Below are 17,749 nucleotides of genomic sequence, written 5' to 3' on the forward strand. Positions count from 1 at the left end.
GGCCCGGGGGGCCTCGGCGGGGGTCCGGCGGGTCAGGACGGGCGCGCCGCGAGGGTCGGGGAGGAGGCGCCGCGGGCCAGGAGGCGGGGGGAGCCGGTGCCGTCGGCGGGGACCGACCAGACGTCCCCGCCCCGGCCGTAGGCGAGGGTGCCGGAGTCCGTCCACAGGGCCTGGTCGTCGATGCCGTGCCGTTCCGCGACCGGGTGTTCGCGGCCGGTGGCCAGGTCGAGGACGTACAGCCGCCAGGGCTCGCGGGGTCCTTCGGCGACCCGCTTCTTGAAGGCGATCCGGGTGCCGTCGGGGGAGAGGGACGGGCATTCGACGTTCTCGCGCAGGGCGCGGGCCGACCAGTTCGCCATGTCGCCCTCGACGAGGTGGGTGCGGCCGCCGGTCGAGACGGTGGCGTAGAAGCGGTTGTCGTCGGCCGCGAAGCTGACGCCCCAGTAGTTGACGTCGGGGGCGTGGTGGCGGCGCCCGCCGAGGGTCAGCGGGATCTGCTCGATGTTCTTCACCAGGTAGCCGGTGCGCAGGTCGAGCACGGAAGTGCGGGTGGAGAAGGACGAGCGGGCGTACGAGTCGCCGGTCGCGAACATCGTCCAGGCGAGCATGTTCCCCGAGGCGGAGACCCGGGCCCGGCTGGGGATGCCCGGCAGGCCCGCCCGGCGCACCTCCCGGAGCCGCCGGTCGAGCACGATCGCGTACGAGCGGGCCGGGACGCCCGGCCGCCGCTGGAGGCACAGCGCGGTGTTCCCGGCCGCGTGGAAGCGGTCGCAGGCGGGCCCGGCGGCCACCCGGCCGCCGGGCGCCGCCGGGTCCACGCGCGCGACGCGTCCGGTCGGGGCGTCCCGGACGTAGAACGCGCCGGGTCCGCCGCCGTCCAGGGTGAAGCCGGGATCGGCGGCGCGGTCGGCGGCCCGGTGGCCCGAGGCCGCCCGCAGGGTGTAGGCGGTGGCACCGCCGCCGAGCAGCAGGAGCGCGAGGACGATGATCCACACGCGGGTACGGCGGGAGGCGCCGGTCGGGGCGGGCATGGTCAGTCGGTCCTCTCGGAGGGCTCGGGGGCGGCGGGTCCGGCGGGGGCCGCGAGCCCCCGGGGCAGCAGGCGCGCGGAGCAGCAGACGGCGGCGGCGAGCGCCAGGAGGGCGGCCACCAGGGCGGTCTCCGGGCCGCTCGCCGTCCACAGGGCGCCGAAGGCGACGGCGGCGCCCACCCGGGCGAGCGCCTGGACGGTCTGGACGACGGCCAGGCCGCCCGCCTGCCGCCCCTCGGCGAGGAAGGGGCCGGCCAGCGCCATGAGGACGCCGTCGGTGGCCGCGTAGAACGCCCCCAGCAGGACGAGGACGCCCGGCAGGACGGCGGCGTCGGGCAGCGGGGTCAGGAGCAGGCCGTAGGCGAGGAGGAGCGCCCCGTGGCCGTACAGCAGGGCGCCGCGCCGGCCCAGGCGGTCGGCGAGCCGGCCGGCCGGCACGGCGAGCAGCAGGAAGACGGCGGCGGCGCCGAGCGGCAGGAAGGGGAACCAGGTCGCGTCGAGGCCGAGCCGGCGCTGGAGCAGCAGGTAGACGAAGGAGTCGCCGATGGTGGCGGCCCCGAGGAGCCCGGCGCACAGGACGATCCGCCGGTAGCCGGGCGTGCGCGGCGCGCCCAGGAGCCCGCCACGCGCGCGTGGCGGGCGCGGGACGTCCGGCGGTGCCACGCGCGCGGGGCGGCCGCGGCCGGGGACCAGCAGCAGCCAGAGCAGCACGCCGAAGGACCCGACGCAGAAGCTGACGGCGAAGACGGCGTCGTAGGCGTCGGCCGTCGCCCACAGCAGGGCGAAGGCGGCGAGGGGGCCGAGGAGGGCACCGGTGGTGTCCATCGCGCGGTGGGCGCCGAAGGCGCGGCCCAGGTCCTCGGGCGGGCTGTGCAGGGTGATCAGGGCGTCGCGCGGGGCGGTGCGGACGCCCTTGCCGAGCCGGTCGGCGGCGAGGGAGCCGGCGATCCAGCCGGTCGCGCCGCCGGCGAGGAGCAGCCCGAGCCGGGAGAGGGCGGAGAGGGCGTAGCCGAGTCCGCCGACCGTCTTGTGGCGTCCGCCGCGGTCGGCGGCGGCTCCGCCGAGGAGCCGTACCAGGGCGGTGGCGCCGGTCGACAGACCGTCCAGCAGCCCGAACTGGAGGGGTGAGAGGCCGAGTCCGAGGACCAGGTAGAGCGGCAGGACGGCGGTCACCATCTCCGAGGAGACGTCGGTGACCAGGCTGACCGCGCCGAGCGCGAGGACGGTGCCCGGGACGCGCCGCCGGACCCCCGAGGGGGCGGGCGGCGCGTCGGGGCGACCGGTGGTCGCGAGGTACATCAGTGGCAGGTGTAGGTCGGGGCGGAGTCCTTGACCTGGTTGTCCGTGCCGACGTACTGCCAGGTGTAGGTGGTGTCGGTGAGGTCCAGCTTCAGCACGCCGTAGGTGCCGCTGATCCGCTTCTGGCTGTTCGGCTGGACGGTCTCGATGTCGTACGGCTCGGCGCCGCCCATGCCGCCGACGATCTCGACCATGCCGTCGGCGGTGGCCCGCCCGGCGGGGTCCTGCGGGGCGAAGCGCTCGTAGTGGTGGTCGTGCCCGTTGAGCACCAGGTCGGCCCTGGCGGCGTACAGGATGTCCCACACGGGCTTGGAGACCGGGTCGTTGCCGTGGCCGCCGGAGGAGTACAGCGGGTGGTGGAAGTAGGCGGCGACGCAGCCCTTGGTGGTGCGGGCGAGGTCGTCCTTGAGCCACTGGATCTGCGCGGGGTCGTCGAAGGAGTTGGAGTCGAGGGCGACGAAGTGCCAGTTGCCCTGGTCGTAGCTGTAGTAGGGCTCGCCCTGCGGGTAGGCGATCGAGCCGAAGTACGCCTTGTACCCCGCGAGCGGGCCCGCCGGGTCGTACGTCTCGTGGTTGCCCGGGACGGGCCGGGTCTTCGCCTTGAAGGCGCCCCAGCTCTTGTCGTAGTAGTTCTTGAAGTCGGAGAGCAGGGCGTCGTCGTACTGGTTGTCACCCATCGTCAGGTAGAAGGACGGGGCGATCCGCTGGGCGAGGGCCGCCGTCTTCGGGTGGGCGCAGGAGCTGCTGGAGGCCGTGCACTGCGCGGCGATGTCGCCGGCCGCGACGACCGTGAAGGAGCCGGTGGGCGGGGTGGTCGTGCCGGTCGTGCCGTACACCTCGACCGTCCAGAGCGAGTAGCCGTACGAGGTGCCGCGGGCGGTCCCGTACACGCGCAGGAAGCGGCCCTGGCCGGTGAGTCCGGTCCAGTCGTCCGTGCCGCCGTTCCCCGCGGTCTCGGTGGCGAGGCGGGTCCAGGTGGTGCCGTCGGCGGAGATCTCGACGCGGTACGCCTTGGCGTAGGCCACCTCCCAGACGAGCTTGACCCGGGAGACGGTGGCGGAGGGGCCGAGGTCGACGCGCAGCCACTGCGGGTCGACGCCCTCGGTGCTGGCCCAGCGGGTGGTGGAGACGCCGTCGAAGGCCTTCTCCGGTCCGAAGGTGCTGTCCTCGACGGAGGACGAGGTGGCCGGCCGCCCCTGGGAGATCAGGGTGTCGGCGGCGGCGCCCGCCCGGTCCGGGAGGGCGAGGAGGAGCCCGCCGACGAGCAGCAGCACGGCGGCGAGGACGAGGGAGAGGGGGGTCGTGGTGCGGCGGTGCGGTGCGGAGGCGTACAGGCGCATACCTGGGCTCCCTGGCCTGAGGGGGAGAGCTGGACACCGTGACGGGCACCACGGAGTGGGCCGTCCGCGCCCAAGGGCGAACACCCTGGGACATGGGCGCGGACGACCGACCGCGTGGCGTTCGGGGCGCCACACGACGGGGTGGTGCTCGGCGGCCGGGTCAGAGCTCTCACTGAGCGCGTCACGCCCCTCGGAAGGGGGCGCCGCGCCGAGCCGCTGCCGGGATGTTAGCGGATAGTAAGGTTTCCTACCAGACTTGCGGACGGCCCGTCCGGGGCCGTCAGGTGCCGGGCGTTCCGCCGGGGTGCGGGTGCGCCTTGGCGAGGGTGCACGCGCCGTCCGCGCACCGGCGCTCCAGCCGGCCGCGGGAGATCGTCTGGACCAGGCCGACCATCCAGCAGGTGGGGCACCCGCGGAAGGCGATCAGGGCCAGCGGGGCCGCCAGCAGGGTGGCCGGTCCGGCGACCGGCACCAGGGCGACCGAGCCGATGACCAGCCCGAAGCCGAGGGCGCCGCGCGCCAGGTGGCGCGGGACCGACGTGCTTGCGAAGTCCGGGCCCGGCCGGGCCGTCTTCTCGGTGGCGGCGGCCCGGACGGCGTCGAGGGTCGGGAGGGGGTTCATGGTCGCGGGTCTCCTTCGTCGGGGCGGGGGTCGCTCGGCCCCCGGGCCGGTGGCCGGCCCGGTCGCTCAGTCGGTCGTCGCCAGGGAGTGGCGGAGGGCGGCGCGCGCCCGGTGGAGCCGGGACTTCATCGCCGCGTTGCTCAGGCCGAGCGCGTGGGCGACGGTCCTGCCGGGCAGGCCCTGCACGTCCCGCATGATCAGCACCTGCCGCTGCTCCCGGGGCAGGGCCCCGAGGGCGGCGGCGATTCGCCGTGCTTCCAGCCGGTGCAGGACCGCCTCCTCGGCGGACGGCTCCGCGGCGCCCTCGGGTCCGGCCGCCACCGGCTCCTCGGGCCGCGACACGAGCAGCCGGACCTGCCGGAGGCATTCGTTGCGCACGATGCGGAACATCCACGAGGCGAGCGCCCCCGTCGCCCGCAGGGTGCCGATCTTCCGGTAGAGGATGATCAGGGCCTCCTGCGCCGCGTCCTCCGCGTCCTGCGGGGAGGCGCACAGCGAGCGGGCGAACTTCCGCACGTGCGGCTGCGATTCCGCGACGACGGTGGTCAGCGAGGCGGTGTCGCCCTCCTGGGCGGCTCTGACCAGGCGTTCGTCCGGCCAGGAGAAGGGTCGGTTCATGGGCTCTTCCTCGTGCTCTGCGGGTTCCCGTGGGCGGGCGCGGATCAGGTGCGGCTCCGGTACCGCCGCGTCAGGTGCCAGCCGCACGCTCCGACGAGCAGGACCCCGACGACGACGAGGGCGGTGATCAGCATGATGTCTCCTTCCGGCGGTACCGGCCCGTGCGGCCGGTACGCGGATAAGAGACGGGGGACCCCGCGGAGGATTCGCCCCGGCGCGGAAATCTTCTAGGGCCTTTCCCCGGCGGGGGCCGCCGGGGAGACCGGGGAGGCGTCGGGCCGCCCGCCGCGGGCCGCCCGGCGGGCGCGGGTCAGGGCGTGACAGACCAGGAGGACGGCGGTGAAGGCGAGGCCGATGCCGGCCGCCTGCCGCATGTCGGGGACCTCCACGGCGGTCGCGGCGACGGCGAGGACCCCGGCCCCGGCGACGACGGCGAGCTTGTCGCCGGCCGGCACGGTGAAGCCGGTGAACTCCTCCGGGTGCGCGTTCCGGTGCCGGCGGAAGGCCACGTACGAGGCGAGGATCAGCAGCCACACCATCAGGACGGCGAAGAGGGCGATCGACATCAGGATCCCGAAGAGCCCGCTGACGTCGTGGAAGGCGAGCAGGGCGGCCACCGCGATGCCCAGGGTGGACGCGGCCAGGGCGGGGGCGGGGACCCCGCGCCGGCTGAGCCGGGCCATCGGCGCCGGGGCGAGGCCGTCTGCGCCGAGCGAGTGCAGCAGCCGGGACGCGCCGTACAGGTGGGCGTTGGCGGCGGACATGGCGGCGATGAGGACGACCGCGTTGGTGACGGTCGCCGCGGCGGGCACGCCGATCTCCGAGAAGACCCGCACGAAGGGGCTGGCCTCGACGCTGCCGTCGCCCGCGGCGAGTCTGCGCCACGGGATCAGCGCCAGGACCAGGGTGATGGAGAGGAGGTAGAAGAAGGCGAGCCGCCAGGCCAGCTGGCGCATCGCGGTCCGGACGGCGCGCTGCGGGTCGGCGGCCTCGGCGGAGGCGATGGCGACGACCTCGAAGCCGGCGTACGCGAACATCACCACGGACATGCCGATCCAGACGGCCTCGGCGCCGTGCGGGAGGAAGCCGCCGTCGTCGGTGAGGTGGGCGAGGCCGGTGGCCTCGGTGTCGGGCAGGCCGAAGAAGACCAGCAGCGCGGCGCAGAGCACGAAGGCGCACAGCGCCACCACCTTGACGGTGGAGAGCCAGAACTCCGTGGTGCCGAAGGACTTCACGCTGATGACGTTGACCGCGAGGACGATCCCGGCGATCGCCACGATGGCCAGCGACATCGGCACGCCGGGCCACCACCACCGGATGTACAGCGCGGAGGCGACGACCTCCGTGCCGATGACCACGACCGCGCTGAACCAGTACAGCCACCGGCTGAGGAAGCCGGCCCACGGGCCGAGGTAGCGGTGCGCGACGGTGCCGAACGAGCCCGGCACGGGGTGGGCGGCGGACATCTCGCCGAGCAGCACGGCGATGACGGCCACCAGCACCGCCCCGATCGCGTACGAGACGATCACGGCCGGCCCGGCGACGGATATCGCCGTCCCGGAGCCGAGGAAGAGACCGGTGCCGAGCGCGGAGCCCAGTCCGATCATGGTGGTCTGGCGGTGGGTGAGCGAGCGGACCAGTCCTGCGGAGTCGCTGGATGCGGGCATGACGGAGGGACCCTTCCGGGGGACGGGAACAGGAGGGAGAGGGAGGGGGAAGGAGCGAGGGAGCGCGGGGGAGGGGGCTCAGAACTCGCTGGTGCGGAACGGCTTCGCGGGCCGGTCGAGGTCGGGCTTGCCCAGGACCTTCGACGACAGGGCGTAGATGCCGTGGTTGGTCAGCGCCCAGGCGATGTTGCGGTCCCACTCCACGTAGACCCCGTGGGTCTGGTTGCCGTACGCGTAGTCCGCCGTGTCCCGGCCGTACGCCTTGGGCACGAAGTACGCGGCGATCTCGGGCCGGGCCGGGTCGGAGACGTCGAAGAACTGCACGCCCGCGTTGTAGAAGCCGTAGCCGAGGAGCCCGGCGTCGTGGCGGCCCGGGTTGGTGTAGTAGCCGGTCCGCTTGGGCCCGAAACTGCCCCGGCGCTGGCAGTAGTCGGCGAAGCCGGCCGTCCGCGGCGGGACGGGGCGGGGGAGGGCGCCGACCACGCGAGGGCGGGCGGGGTCGCGGACGTCGATCTGGTAGACGTCCTTGTAGGGCTCGTAGCAGTCCTCGGTGAGCGGGTAGCCGGAGTAGTAGATCATCCCGGTCTCCTCGTACTGGGAGACGTCGATGTTGTCCCCCTCCGTGCCCGCCACCGACGCCGGGAGGTCCAGGTGGGAGACCGTCCTCAGGTCGGAGGGATCGGACACGTCCAGGACCGTCAGGCCGTAGCCGCCCATCGCGGCGAAGGCGTAACGCCCGCCCTTCTCCACGGGCTTGGGGAGGAAGAGCGGCATCCGGGCGCCCATCCAGCTGGTGCGGTTGCCACAGCGCGGGTTCTTCCGGTAGGCGGCGTCCTCGCCGGTGCGCTGGCCCGGCAGGTGCCAGGTGTCGAGGAGCCGGGGGCGGGCCGGGTCGGACATGTCCCAGGACTGGTAGCCGGCCGAGTGCAGGTTGGTCGGGTACTCGGTGCCGGAGTAGGTGTCGTCCGGCGCCGTGGCGATGAACATGTACCGCCCGCCCGCCCAGTGGGGCACGTCGATCGAGCCGGAGCCCTGCTGCGCGGCCGCCGGGTCGGAGCGGAGCGGGTCGGCCTGGGTGGCGTCGGTGGAGACCGTCGCGAGCAGCTTCCAGTCCTTCTTGCGCGGCCCGTCCAGCCGGTAGACCTTGAAGCCCTTCAGCCCCGGCTTCTCCCGCAGCTTCCGCACGCCGTCCGGGTTGTTGTACTTGTCGAGGGGCGGGTGGTCGGAGAGTTCGGAGATCTGCCGCCTGCTCTCGAAGCTCTGGACCATCACGTAGGCGTCCAGCTTCTCGCTCCACTGGACGGTGGACGCGCCCCAGTAGTCGTGCGCCGCCCAGTCGCCGTTGGCCCGGGTCTCGTCGCCGCCGACGTCCTCGCGGCTCAGCTTCTCGACGACCTTCACCTTCCTGACGTCGGTGATGTCGTAGACGCGGCCCTCGGAGCGGTCGTACTGGAAGAGGTAGCGGCGCCCGTCGAAGTCGACGACGTTCTGCCAGGTGTGGAAGTAGTCCGGGGTGAAGTCGGCGCCCTCGTAGGCCGCTTCGACCTTCATGTTCTTGATGTACGACCGGGTGTCGTACTCCGCCCGGCGGCCCGGGAAGGGGTGCTCGGACTCCTCGTCGACCGGGGTGAGCGAGGGGTGCCGGAAGGTGCCGTCGAGCTGCATGCCGTACGCGCCGGGGTCGGCCTGCTCCGGCCGGCGGTCGGCGCAGACGGCGCGGACGTCCGGGTCGCCGGCAGCCGGACCGGCGGCCCCGGCGGTGGCGCCGGAGACCCCGGGGACGAGCAGCGTGGCCGTCGCGGCGGCGGCGACGGCGGCGGCGAGCGCCGCGTTTCTGCGGGTGGAGCGCATGGGACGGTCCTTTCGGAGACGTACGCGGGGGAGGGAGCGGTGCTGTGGGGTGGGGGGCTCAGGTGACGGTCGGGCGCTCGCGGAACTCGGGGGCCCGGTGGGCGCCGGAGACCGTGATGTCCCTCAACTCCTCGACGGCGCGCAGGACGTCGGCGTGCGTGACGTACAGCGCGTTGAAGCCGAAGCGGAGCAGGTCCGGGGCGCGCATGTCGCCGATCACGCCCCGGGCGGTGAGCGCGGCGACGAGCGGGTACGCCTCCGGGTGCCGCAGCGCGGCCTGGCTGCCCCGGCGCGCCGGGTCGCGCGGGGTGACGGAGGCGAAGCCGAGGCCGTCGAGGAGGGAGTCGGCGCACTCCTGGAAGAAGCCGGTCAGCGACAGGCTCTTGCGGCGCACCTCGGCCATCTCCACCCCGTCGAAGGCGGTGAGCGCGGCCTCCAGGGCGAGCAGGGACAGCAGCGCGGGCGTGCCGATCCTGGCCCTGCCGATGCCCGGCCCGGGGGCGTACGTGCCGGACATCGCGAAGGGTTCGGCGTGCCCGTGCCAGCCGGTCAGCGGCTGGTCGAAGCCGTCCTGGTGGCGGGCGGCGACATAGGCGAAGGCCGGTGCGCCGGGCCCGCCGGACAGGTACTTGTAGCCGCAGCCGACCGCGAAGTCCGCCCCGATCGCGTCGAGACCGACCGGCAGCGCGCCCGCCGCGTGGCAGAGGTCCCAGTGCGCCAGGGCGCCTGCGGCGTGCGCGGCGGCCGTGAGCGCGGCCATGTCGTACAGCTCGCCGGTGCGGTAGTCCACCGGCGCGTACGCGGCGACGGCCACGTCCGCGCCCTCGGTGGCCAGCACGGCGGCGGCCTCCCGGGCCGGCACCCGGCGGACGTCGAGGCCGAGGAGGCGGCCCACCGAGTCGGCGACGTACTGGTCGGTGGGGAAGTGGTCGGGGTCGGTCAGCAGCAGCCGGCGTCCGGGCCGCAGCCGGGCGGCCGCGAGGAGGGTGTTGAACAGCTGGACGCTCGTGGAGTCCCCGGCGACGACCTGCCCCGGCGCGGCGCCGATCAGCCGGCCGACGGCGTCCCCGGTCCTGGCCGGTGCCTCCCACCAGCCGTTGGCGTTCCAGGAGCGGATCAGGTCGGTGCCCCACTGGCGGTGCACGGCGTCCTCGACGACGGCCGGGACGGCGGCGGGCAGCGCCCCCAGCGAGTTCCCGTCCAGGTAGACCACCCCCTCCGGGAGCAGGAAGCGGGAGCGGACGGCGGCGAGGGGGTCGGCCGCGTCCAGCGCGGCGGCACGCTCGGTCAGCATGCGGGGGCTCCTTCCGGCAGCCGGTTCAGTCCGAAGAAGCGGACGGCGTTGCCGCCGAGGACGGCGGTCTTCTCGCGGTCGGTGAGGGCGCTGTCGCGCACCAGCCGGCCGATCTCCTCCTCGCCGAGCGGGAAGGGGTGGTCGGAGCCGAGCAGCACCCGCTCCGCGCCCATCACGTCCACGAGCAGGCGCAGCGCCCCGGGGTCGAAGACGGCCGAGTCGACGGAGAACCGGTCGGTGTAGTGCGACGGAGGGTGCGGGCTGTCGGCCCGGACGAGGTCGCGCCGGTGCCAGGCGTTGTCGGCCCGGCCCAGCAGGTACGGGAAGCTGCCGCCGCCGTGCGCGAAGAGGAGCCGCAGCGAGGACGGGAGGCGCTCGAAGGCCCCGGAGAGGATCAGCGACAGGATCGTCAGATGGGTCTCGCCCGCCATGCCCGCCAGCCAGGCCAGCATGTACCGCGCGTGGCGCGGCCCGGACGGCAGGTCCCACGGGTGGACGAGGACGGCCGCGCCCTCGTGCGCGCAGTGCGTCAGGAACTCGGTCAGCGCCCCGTCGTCGAGGTCGCGGTCGCCCAGGTGGTTGCCGATGTGGACGCCGCGGAAGCCCTGCCGCACCGCCTCGCTCAGCGTCTCGCAGGCCGCCTCGGTGGACTGGAGCGGCACCTGGCACAGCGGGGCCAGCCGGTCGGGGGCGTGGGCGGCGTACTCCAGCAGGTGGGCGTTGACGGTGCGGCACCAGTCGGCGGCGCGCCCGGGCTCCAGGCCGTAGCCGAAGAGCAGCGGGGTGCTGGAGAGGACCTGGACGTCGACGCCGAGCCGGTCGAGGTCGGCGACGCGGGCGGCCGGGTCCCACAGGGTGCGCCGCACCGGCCGGTACTCGGTGGCGCCGGCCATCATCATCCCGGCGTCGGGCCCGTCGGTGGTGCGCAGCCAGGGGCCGTCGTCGGAGCCGGTGAGCCGGCGGGACTCGGCGCGGCCGAGCGCGGGGAAGACGTGCGCGTGGACGTCGACGACGGTCATGCGCCGCCCGCCCCGTCGCGGCGGGTGCGCGGGCGCAGTTCCTCCGGCCAGTCGCGGCCGGGGTGGAGCGCGCCGCAGCGGCCGCAGGCGCGGGCGGCCTCGTCGGCGTAGAAGGCGCCGAAGAGCGGCGGGAGGTCGTCGACGATCGAGGTGAGCTGGACCTCGCTGCGGTGCACCAGGTGGTGGCACTCCAGGCAGTACCACTCGAAGGCGTCGAGGCTGCCGCGCGGGCGGGCGAACTCGACGACCAGGCCGATGCTGTCCTCCTCCGGTCGCTGCGGGGAGTGCCGCAGGTGGGCCGGGGCGAGGAAGACGTCGCCCTCGCGGATGTGGAGGTCGCGCGGCGGCCGGCCCTCCTCCTCCATGACGCGCAGCACCATGTCGCCCTTGAGCTGGTAGAAGAACTCCTCGATCGGGTCGTCGTGGAAGTCGGTGCGGCGGTTGGGGCCGCCGACGACGGTCACCATCAGGTCGGCGTCCCGCCAGATCTGGACGTTGCCGACCGGCGGCCTCAGCAGGTGCCGGTGCTCGTCGATCCAGGCGTGGAGGTTGAACGGTCTCATCGTCATCGGCGCTGTTCCTCGCTCTGCGGGAGGTGGGCCACCGCGCTGATCTCGATCAGCAGGTGGGGGTGGGGGAGTTGGTGGACGGCGACGGTGGTGCGGGCCGGGCCGGTCTCGTCGAAGTACTCGGCGTAGACCTCGTTGTAGCCGCCGAAGTCGTTCATGCTGACCAGGTACGCGGTCACCGACACGAGGTCGCCGAGACCGCCGCCCGCCGCCGCCAGCAGGCTCGCGATGTTGTCGAGCACCGCCCGGGTCTGGACCCGGATGTCGAGGTCCGTCACGCCCATCGGGTCGGCGCTCGCGCCGGCGAAGCCGCCGTCCGGGCGGCGGGAGCTCGTACCGGACACGAAGACCAGGTCGCCCGCGCGCCTCAGGTGCGGGAAGCGGCCGCGCGGCGGGGCTGCTCCGGGGACGATCACGCCGCCTCCCCGGTGGTGACGGAGACGTGGCCGAGGCGGGCGACCGTGGCGCGCACATGGGTGCCGGGCGGCAGGGGCACGGCGGCGGTGGCCGCGCCCGCGAGGATCACCGTGCCGGCGGCGAGCGGGCCGGCGAGCCGGGCCGCGGCGGCCAGCGCGCGCAGCGGGTGCCCGAGGATCGCGGCGGTGGAGCCGGTCCCGGCCGGGCGCCCGTCCAGCTCCAGGAGCACCCCGAGGTTGCCGAGCGCGCCGAGGCCGCCCAGGTCGCGGGGCGCGGTCCACGGCCCGACCGCGTAGGCCGCGGCGGAGGTGTTGTCGGCGATCACCTCGGGGAGGGAGAAGCGGAAGCCGTCGTAGCGGGAGTCGATGACCTCCAGGGCGGGCGCCACCGCGGCGACCGCCGCCGCAGGGTCGCCGCCCGGGGCCAGGACCGAGCCGAGGAGGAAGGCGAGTTCCGGCTCGACCCTGGGGTGGATCAGTCCGGCGACCTCGCACCGGCCGCCGTCCGCGATCTCCATGCGGTCCGTCAGCCGTCCGTGGATCAGGTCGGCCACCCCCATCTGCCGCATCTTGGCGAGGCTGGTGAACCCCAGCTTCACGCCGGTGAGCCGCTCGCCGCGGGCCAGCCGCCGCGCGACCAGCGCCTCCTGCACCGCGTACGCCTCCGCGACGTCCGCGAGGCCGCTCCCGCCGCCGGGCAGCGGGCGGGCCTCCAGGGCCGCCGCGTCCAGTGCCCCGGCCAGGTCCTCGGCCGGGGTCCCGGCCGGTACCGTCGTCGTGCTCATCGTGCGTCTCCTTCCGGCCCGGCGGGCCCGAAGGCCGCGCGCACCGAGCCGAGTCCGTCGATCCGGGCCTCCAGCACGTCTCCGGGCGCCACGGCCGTCAGCGGTCCGAGCGCGCCGGTCAGGACGGTGTTCCCGGCCCGCAGCGGCGTCCCCCGCCGGACCAGCGCGTCGGCCAGCCGCACCGCCGCGAGCAGCGGATGGCCGGGAGGGGCGGCGCCCGCGCCGGTCGAGACGGGCTCGCCCCGCCGCTCCAGCACCGTCCCCGCCGTCCGCAGGTCCGTCCCGCGCAGCGGGACGGGGCAGGTGCCCAGGACGTACGCGCCGCCGCAGGCGTTGTCGGCGAGGGCGTCGACGGCGGTGACGTCCCAGTCGCGGATCCGGCTGCCGGCCACCTCGATCACCGGCAGCGCGAAGGCGACCGCCCGGATCACGTCGGCCACCGTGTGCCGCTCGTGGACGAGGCCGTGGTCCAGGACCAGGGCCACCCCGGCCCCGGCCCACGGCTGGAGCACCGCGCCCCAGGGGATCTCGGCGCCGTCCGGGACCGCCGTGTCGTCGAGCAGGACGCCGGAGCGCGGGGCTCCGGCGCCGCGCGGGTCCCGCTCCGCCGGGAGGGCCGGGCCGGTCCTCCAGCCGGTGACCCGGCGGCCGGCGGCGAGCCGGCGTCCGGTCACGAGGGACTGGACGGCGTGGGCCGCGTCCAGGTCGTCCGGCGGCAGCAACTCCCGCACGGGGGCGCACGGGACGCCGGTGCGGTACGCCTCCTCGATGCGGGCGGCGGCGGCCTCCACGGCCTCGGTGGGGCGGCTCTCGGCGGGCCGGGTCGCGGCCGGGTGGGTCGCCGTACCACGGGGCACGGGCACGGGCCCGTCCGTCGTCGTCACAGCTTCACGCACACGTTCATCGGCTCGGAGAAGAAGTCGAGGGAGTGGTCCCCGCCCTCGCGCCCGATCCCGGACGCCTTCACCCCGCCGAAGGGGGTGCGCAGGTCCCGCAGGTTCCAGGTGTTGACCCAGGCGACGCCGACGTCGAGGGCGGGGGCGACCCGGTGGGCGCGGCTCAGGTCGCCGGTCCACACCGTGGCGGCCAGCCCGTACGGACCCGCGTTGGCCAGGGCGAGGGCCTCCTCCTCGGTGTCGAAGGGGGCCAGGTGCACGACGGGGCCGAAGATCTCCTCCCGTACCGCCGGGTGGTCCTCCGGCAGTCCGGCGAGCACCGTCGGCTCCACCCAGAAGCCGCCGTCCCGCGCGTCGCCGAACGACGGCGCCCCGCCGCCCGCGAGGACCTCGCCGTCCGTGGCGGCCCGGGCCAGATGGCCGAGGACCTTGTCTCGGTGGGCGGCGGAGATCATCGGGCCGTACCCGGTCCGCTCCTTCGCCCCGGCCGCGAGGGCCCCGGCGAACGCCTCGAACACCGGCCGCTCCACGTACACCCGCTCGGTGCACAGGCACACCTGCCCGCTGTGCGTGAAGGACGAGCGGAGGGTCCCCTCCACGGCCCGCTCCAGGTCCGCGTCGGCGAAGACCAGCCCGGCGTTCTTGCCGCCGAGCTCGAAAGAGACCGGGGCCAGCCGGTCCGCGGCGGCCCGCATGATCGCCGAACCGGTACGGGACTCGCCGGTGAAGGCGACGGCGTCCACCCCGGGGTGCTCGGTCAGCCACTGCCCGGCCGCGTCCGCCCCCGGTCCGTGGACCAGGTTGAAGACGCCCGCGGGCAGCTCCGCCCCGGCGATCACCTCCGCCAGCAGACAGGCCGTGGACGGCGTGAGCTCCGACGGCTTGGCGACCACGGTGTTGCCCATGGCGAGGGCCGGGGCGAGCTTCCAGGTGAGCAGAAGCAGCGGCAGGTTCCACGGCGAGACCACCGCGACCACGCCGAGCGGCTTGCGCACCGTGTAGTTCAGCGCGCCGCGCCCGTCCGGGGCGGGGGTGTGCCAGGACCGCTCGCTCCGCCCGGCCGACAGGTCCGCGTAGGCGCGGAAGTTGGCGACCGCCCTCGGGACGTCGACCGTCGAGGCGAGCCCGCGGGGCTTGCCGGTGTCCGCGCACTCGGCGGCGACGAACTCGTCGAAGCGCGCCTCGATGCCGTCGGCGATCCGGTGCAGCGCCCGCGAGCGCTCCGCCGGGCTCCACCCCGCCCAGGGTCCGCGCAGCGCCTCCCGGGCGGCGCCCACCGCCCGGCCGACCAGCTCCCGCGAGGCCGCGGGCACCTCCCCGACGGTGCGCCCGGTGGCCGGGTCGACGAGCGGGAACGGCACGCCGGACGCGTCGAACCCGCCTCCTACGTAATGCCGCACGGGTGAACTCACCTTGCAGACCTCCGTTGCTGGGCCGGGGACTGTCCGAAACTCGCCCCCGGGGCGTGCCGGTATAGTGCGCCCACCCAGCTATGCCGATCCAATGCCGATCGGTGCGAGAGGTATAGCGATCCTGGTATGCGACGGCCGGGGCGCGGCCCGCCGCCGGCGCTCCCCCGGAAGGAGACGGCTCCGATGGACCTCCTGGACGGCCGGCTGAAGTTCCGGCACCTGACCCTGCTCCTCGCGGTCTTCGAGCACGGGAGCGTGGTGCGGGCGGCCGAGACCCTGCACCTCACCCAGCCCGCCGCGACCCGGACGCTGCGGGAGCTGGAGGCCATCGCCGAACTGCCGCTGTTCACCCGCGTGCCGCGCGGGATGCGGCCCACCGTCTACGGAGAGGCCCTCGTGGCCCACGCCCGCGCGGTCGTCGCCGAGGTGCGGCGCGCCGAGGAGCACCTCACCGGACTGCGGCAGGGGCAGGACGGCACGGTCACCGTGGGCACCCTGCTGGCCGGGGCCAACGTGCTGCTGCCCCGGGCCGTCGCCCGGCTGAAGCGGGAGCGGCCCCGGCTGACCGTCGTCGTCCGGGAGGGCACCCCGGACGTGCTCCACCCGGCGCTGCTCGGCGGCGAACTCGACGTGATCGTCGGCCGGGTGGGCGCCGCGCCGGCCGAGGGCGAGAAGGTGCGCCACCGGATGCTCTACCGCGAGCCCATCCGGCTCGCCGTCCGCTCCGGGCACCCGCTGCTGGCGGAGCGGACGGCCACGCTCACGGACGCGCTCGGCTTCCCGTGGATCCTGCCGGTCGAGCAGACCGCCCTCCGCCACGAGCTGGGGGCGCTCTTCGTGGACCGGGGGCTCTCGCTGCCGGCGGACCGGGTCGAGTGCACGTCCATCCTGACCATGCGGGCGCTGCTGCTCCAGACCGACATGGTCGCGCTCCTGCCGGAACTGGTCCTGCGCGACGACGAACACCTGGCGCCGCTGCCGGTCGAACTCCCCTCCGTGGGGCGCACGGTGGGCGTCACCGAAGCCGCCCACCGCACCCGCACCCCGGCGCTCGCCGCCCTCCTCCACCACCTCGACGAGGAGGCGGCCGTCCTGCGCGAGAGCCTCGGCGCGGGGCCCCTCAGACCGGCAGGCGGTCCAGCAGGCCCGTGAAGTCCGTCGCCGGCGGGAGGGTGCCGAAGGCGAGGCCCCGGTCGCCGGAGAGCCGGGAGGCGCAGAAGGCGTCGGCGACCGCCGCCGGGGCGTGCCGGACCAGGAGCGAGCCCTGGAGCACCAGGGCGGCCCGCTCGGCGACCCGGCGGGCCCGCAGCGGGGCGTCCTCGGTGAGCCGGAGCTCGCCCTGGAGGGCGGCCCAGGCCGCGTCGAGCCGCCGGTCGGCGCCGGACGCCGCCCCGACCTCCGCGCGGAAGGCGTCCAGGGCCTCCGGCTCGCGGGCCAGGGCGCGCAGCAGGTCCAGGGCGCTGACGTTGCCGGAGCCCTCCCAGATGCTGTTGAGCGGGGCCTCGCGGTAGAGGCGGGGCATGCCTGACGCCTCGTCATAGCCGTTGCCGCCCAGGCATTCCAGGGCCTCGGCGACGGCGGCGGGCTGCCGCTTGCAGACCCAGTACTTGCCGACGGCGGTGGCCAGGCGCAGGAAGGCCCGCTCGCCCTCGTCGCCGAGGCGGGCGCGGTCCGCGGCACCGGCCAGCCGCAGGCCGAGGGTGGTGGCGGCCTCCGACTCCAGCGCCAGGTCGGCGAGGACGTTCCGCATCAGCGGCTGGTCGATCAGCGTGGCGCCGAACGCCGAGCGGTGGCGGGCGTGATGGGCCGCCTGGGCGAGCGCGCCGCGGATGCCGGCGGCGGAGCCGAGCACACAGTCCAGGCGGGTCATCGTCACCATGTCGATGATGGTCCGCACGCCTTTGCCCTCGGCGCCGACCAGCCACGCCACCGTGTCGTCGAACTCCGGCTCGCTGCTGGCGTTGGAGCGGTTGCCGAGCTTGTCCTTGAGCCGCTGGATGCGGAAGGTGTTGCGGGCGCCGTCGGGCAGGACGCGCGGCACCAGGAAGCAGGAGAGGCCGCCGGGCGCCTGCGCGAGGACGAGGAAGACGTCGTTCATCGGCGCGCTGGTGAACCACTTGTGGCCGCGCAACCGCCAGGTCCCGTCCGGCAGTTCGATGGCGGTCGTGGTGTTGGCGCGCACGTCGCTGCCGCCCTGCTTCTCGGTCATGCCCATCCCGGCGAGCAGCCCGCGCTTCTCCGCCGGGGCGCGCAGCCCGGGGTCGTACGAGCGGCTGGTGAGCAGCGGCACGTACGTCTTGGCGAGCTCGGGGGAGTGCCGCAGCGCCGGGACCACCGCGTACGTCATCGAGACCGGGCACAGGTGGCCCGCCTCCAGCATGCCGGCGAGCATGAAGCCGGCGGCGCGCGCCACGTGGGCGCCGGGCCGGTCGTCGGCCCAGGCGGCGCCGGCGAGGCCCTCGCCCACGGACAGGTCCATCAGCCGGTGGTAGGCCGGGTGGAACTCGACCTCGTCGATCCGGTTGCCGTACCGGTCGTGGGTGCGCAGCTCGGGCTCGTGGCGGTTGGCCTGGTCCGCCCAGCGCTGGGCCTCCTCGCCCGTGACGACGCGGCCGAAGCGGTGCAGGTCCGCCAGGTGCCACCCGGCGCCCTCCCGCTCGACGCCTTCGAGCAGCACCGGGTCGGCCGCGGCGTCGTGGCCGGTCAGCGGCGGGGCCTGGTTGGTGACGGCGTGCGTCACGGCGGTGGGACGGCTCCGGGGCGCGGCGCCGGGGGCGCCCGTGCCGGTGCCGGGAGCGGGAGCGGTGGAGGCGTCGGTGTCGGAGCCGGGGGTCGTGGTCACGGTGGTTGCTCCTCCGGAAGGCGGGGCGGGGCGGGGGACGGGTCGGTACGGCGCCGGCCGGGCGCGCCGGCGTACGGCGGTCTGCGCCG

The 17,749-nt window shown here is 75.2% G+C and carries 16 protein-coding genes; 1 reads left to right on the plus strand and 15 read right to left on the minus strand.

What is annotated here, in order from left to right; translation table 11 throughout:
- Positions 1 to 32: 32 nt before the first annotated feature.
- The 14 genes from ACF1ED_RS01745 to ACF1ED_RS01810 all read right to left on the minus strand — a co-directional run bounded on the left by ACF1ED_RS01745 (position 33) and on the right by ACF1ED_RS01810 (position 14,806).
- Complete coding sequence (locus ACF1ED_RS01745) at positions 33 to 1,031, minus strand: TolB family protein (RefSeq protein ID WP_391756389.1); 999 nt, start codon at positions 1,029 to 1,031, stop codon at positions 33 to 35.
- A 2-nt stretch (positions 1,032 to 1,033) separates the two neighbouring features.
- Positions 1,034 to 2,329, minus strand: coding sequence for an MFS transporter (locus tag ACF1ED_RS01750; protein WP_391756390.1), 1,296 nt, complete (start codon positions 2,327 to 2,329; stop codon positions 1,034 to 1,036).
- On the minus strand, positions 2,329 to 3,669 hold the full coding sequence (locus tag ACF1ED_RS01755; protein WP_391756391.1) for a discoidin domain-containing protein: 1,341 nt from the start codon (positions 3,667 to 3,669) through the stop codon (positions 2,329 to 2,331). The genes ACF1ED_RS01750 and ACF1ED_RS01755 overlap by 1 nt, the downstream gene beginning before the upstream one ends.
- A gap of 280 nt (positions 3,670 to 3,949) precedes the next feature.
- Positions 3,950 to 4,291, minus strand: a complete 342-nt coding sequence (locus tag ACF1ED_RS01760; protein WP_391756392.1) for a hypothetical protein — start codon at positions 4,289 to 4,291, stop codon at positions 3,950 to 3,952.
- Between the two features lie 66 nt (positions 4,292 to 4,357).
- The gene (locus ACF1ED_RS01765; RefSeq protein WP_391756393.1) at positions 4,358 to 4,909 is read right to left on the minus strand and encodes an RNA polymerase sigma factor; all 552 of its coding nucleotides are present in this window, start codon (positions 4,907 to 4,909) and stop codon (positions 4,358 to 4,360) included.
- 227 nt (positions 4,910 to 5,136) lie between these two features.
- Positions 5,137 to 6,576 carry an amino acid permease gene (locus ACF1ED_RS01770; RefSeq protein WP_391756394.1) on the minus strand — a complete coding sequence of 480 codons (1,440 nt, stop codon included), beginning with the start codon at positions 6,574 to 6,576 and terminating at the stop codon, positions 5,137 to 5,139.
- 78 nt (positions 6,577 to 6,654) lie between these two features.
- Positions 6,655 to 8,427, minus strand: a complete 1,773-nt coding sequence (locus ACF1ED_RS01775) for a hypothetical protein (protein WP_391756395.1) — start codon at positions 8,425 to 8,427, stop codon at positions 6,655 to 6,657.
- A 58-nt stretch (positions 8,428 to 8,485) separates the two neighbouring features.
- A complete protein-coding gene (gene kynU, locus ACF1ED_RS01780) occupies positions 8,486 to 9,721 on the minus strand; it encodes a kynureninase (RefSeq protein WP_391756396.1) in 1,236 nt (411 codons plus the stop codon).
- Positions 9,715 to 10,740, minus strand: coding sequence for an amidohydrolase family protein (locus ACF1ED_RS01785; protein WP_391756397.1), 1,026 nt, complete (start codon positions 10,738 to 10,740; stop codon positions 9,715 to 9,717). The genes kynU and ACF1ED_RS01785 overlap by 7 nt, the downstream gene beginning before the upstream one ends.
- Positions 10,737 to 11,309 carry a 3-hydroxyanthranilate 3,4-dioxygenase gene (locus ACF1ED_RS01790; protein WP_391756398.1) on the minus strand — a complete coding sequence of 191 codons (573 nt, stop codon included), beginning with the start codon at positions 11,307 to 11,309 and terminating at the stop codon, positions 10,737 to 10,739. Before ACF1ED_RS01790 ends, ACF1ED_RS01785 begins: the two co-directional genes overlap by 4 nt.
- Positions 11,306 to 11,725: a RidA family protein gene (locus tag ACF1ED_RS01795; RefSeq protein WP_391756399.1), complete on the minus strand. Its 420-nt coding sequence runs from the start codon at positions 11,723 to 11,725 to the stop codon at positions 11,306 to 11,308. The genes ACF1ED_RS01790 and ACF1ED_RS01795 overlap by 4 nt, the downstream gene beginning before the upstream one ends.
- Positions 11,722 to 12,510, minus strand: a complete 789-nt coding sequence (locus tag ACF1ED_RS01800) for a 2-keto-4-pentenoate hydratase (RefSeq protein ID WP_391756400.1) — start codon at positions 12,508 to 12,510, stop codon at positions 11,722 to 11,724. Before ACF1ED_RS01800 ends, ACF1ED_RS01795 begins: the two co-directional genes overlap by 4 nt.
- Entirely contained in the window at positions 12,507 to 13,367 is an 861-nt protein-coding gene (locus tag ACF1ED_RS01805; RefSeq protein WP_391756795.1) for a 2-keto-4-pentenoate hydratase, read from the minus strand. The genes ACF1ED_RS01800 and ACF1ED_RS01805 overlap by 4 nt, the downstream gene beginning before the upstream one ends.
- Before the next feature lie 23 nt (positions 13,368 to 13,390).
- A complete protein-coding gene (locus tag ACF1ED_RS01810) occupies positions 13,391 to 14,806 on the minus strand; it encodes a 2-hydroxymuconic semialdehyde dehydrogenase (protein WP_391756401.1) in 1,416 nt (471 codons plus the stop codon).
- A 195-nt stretch (positions 14,807 to 15,001) separates the two neighbouring features.
- Here ACF1ED_RS01810 and ACF1ED_RS01815 point away from each other — a divergent pair, with 195 nt between their 5' ends.
- Entirely contained in the window at positions 15,002 to 15,970 is a 969-nt protein-coding gene (locus tag ACF1ED_RS01815) for a LysR substrate-binding domain-containing protein (RefSeq protein ID WP_391756402.1), read from the plus strand.
- Here the strand turns inward: ACF1ED_RS01815 and ACF1ED_RS01820 are convergent.
- Positions 15,939 to 17,558, minus strand: coding sequence for an acyl-CoA dehydrogenase family protein (locus ACF1ED_RS01820; protein ID WP_391756796.1), 1,620 nt, complete (start codon positions 17,556 to 17,558; stop codon positions 15,939 to 15,941). The genes ACF1ED_RS01815 and ACF1ED_RS01820 overlap by 32 nt on opposite strands.
- Between the last annotated feature and the right edge of the window lie 191 nt (positions 17,559 to 17,749).

This window comes from Streptomyces sp. NPDC014656 (genome assembly GCF_043084305.1).
GTDB lineage: Bacteria > Actinomycetota > Actinomycetes > Streptomycetales > Streptomycetaceae > Streptomyces.

Bases quoted from the DNA above. Each gene is read 5' to 3' on its own strand.
- ACF1ED_RS01775 (WP_391756395.1), bottom strand. From the start codon at position 8,427: ATGCGCTCCACCCGCAGAAACGCGGCGCTCGCCGCCGCCGTCGCCGCC.
- ACF1ED_RS01815 (WP_391756402.1), top strand. From the start codon at position 15,002: ATGGACCTCCTGGACGGCCGGCTGAAGTTCCGGCACCTGACCCTGCTC.
- kynU (WP_391756396.1), bottom strand. From the start codon at position 9,721: ATGCTGACCGAGCGTGCCGCCGCGCTGGACGCGGCCGACCCCCTCGCC.
- ACF1ED_RS01790 (WP_391756398.1), bottom strand. From the start codon at position 11,309: ATGACGATGAGACCGTTCAACCTCCACGCCTGGATCGACGAGCACCGG.
- ACF1ED_RS01765 (WP_391756393.1), bottom strand. From the start codon at position 4,909: ATGAACCGACCCTTCTCCTGGCCGGACGAACGCCTGGTCAGAGCCGCC.
- ACF1ED_RS01745 (WP_391756389.1), bottom strand. From the start codon at position 1,031: ATGCCCGCCCCGACCGGCGCCTCCCGCCGTACCCGCGTGTGGATCATC.
- ACF1ED_RS01770 (WP_391756394.1), bottom strand. From the start codon at position 6,576: ATGCCCGCATCCAGCGACTCCGCAGGACTGGTCCGCTCGCTCACCCAC.
- ACF1ED_RS01755 (WP_391756391.1), bottom strand. From the start codon at position 3,669: ATGCGCCTGTACGCCTCCGCACCGCACCGCCGCACCACGACCCCCCTC.
- ACF1ED_RS01800 (WP_391756400.1), bottom strand. From the start codon at position 12,510: ATGAGCACGACGACGGTACCGGCCGGGACCCCGGCCGAGGACCTGGCC.
- ACF1ED_RS01785 (WP_391756397.1), bottom strand. From the start codon at position 10,740: ATGACCGTCGTCGACGTCCACGCGCACGTCTTCCCCGCGCTCGGCCGC.
- ACF1ED_RS01760 (WP_391756392.1), bottom strand. From the start codon at position 4,291: ATGAACCCCCTCCCGACCCTCGACGCCGTCCGGGCCGCCGCCACCGAG.
- ACF1ED_RS01750 (WP_391756390.1), bottom strand. From the start codon at position 2,329: ATGTACCTCGCGACCACCGGTCGCCCCGACGCGCCGCCCGCCCCCTCG.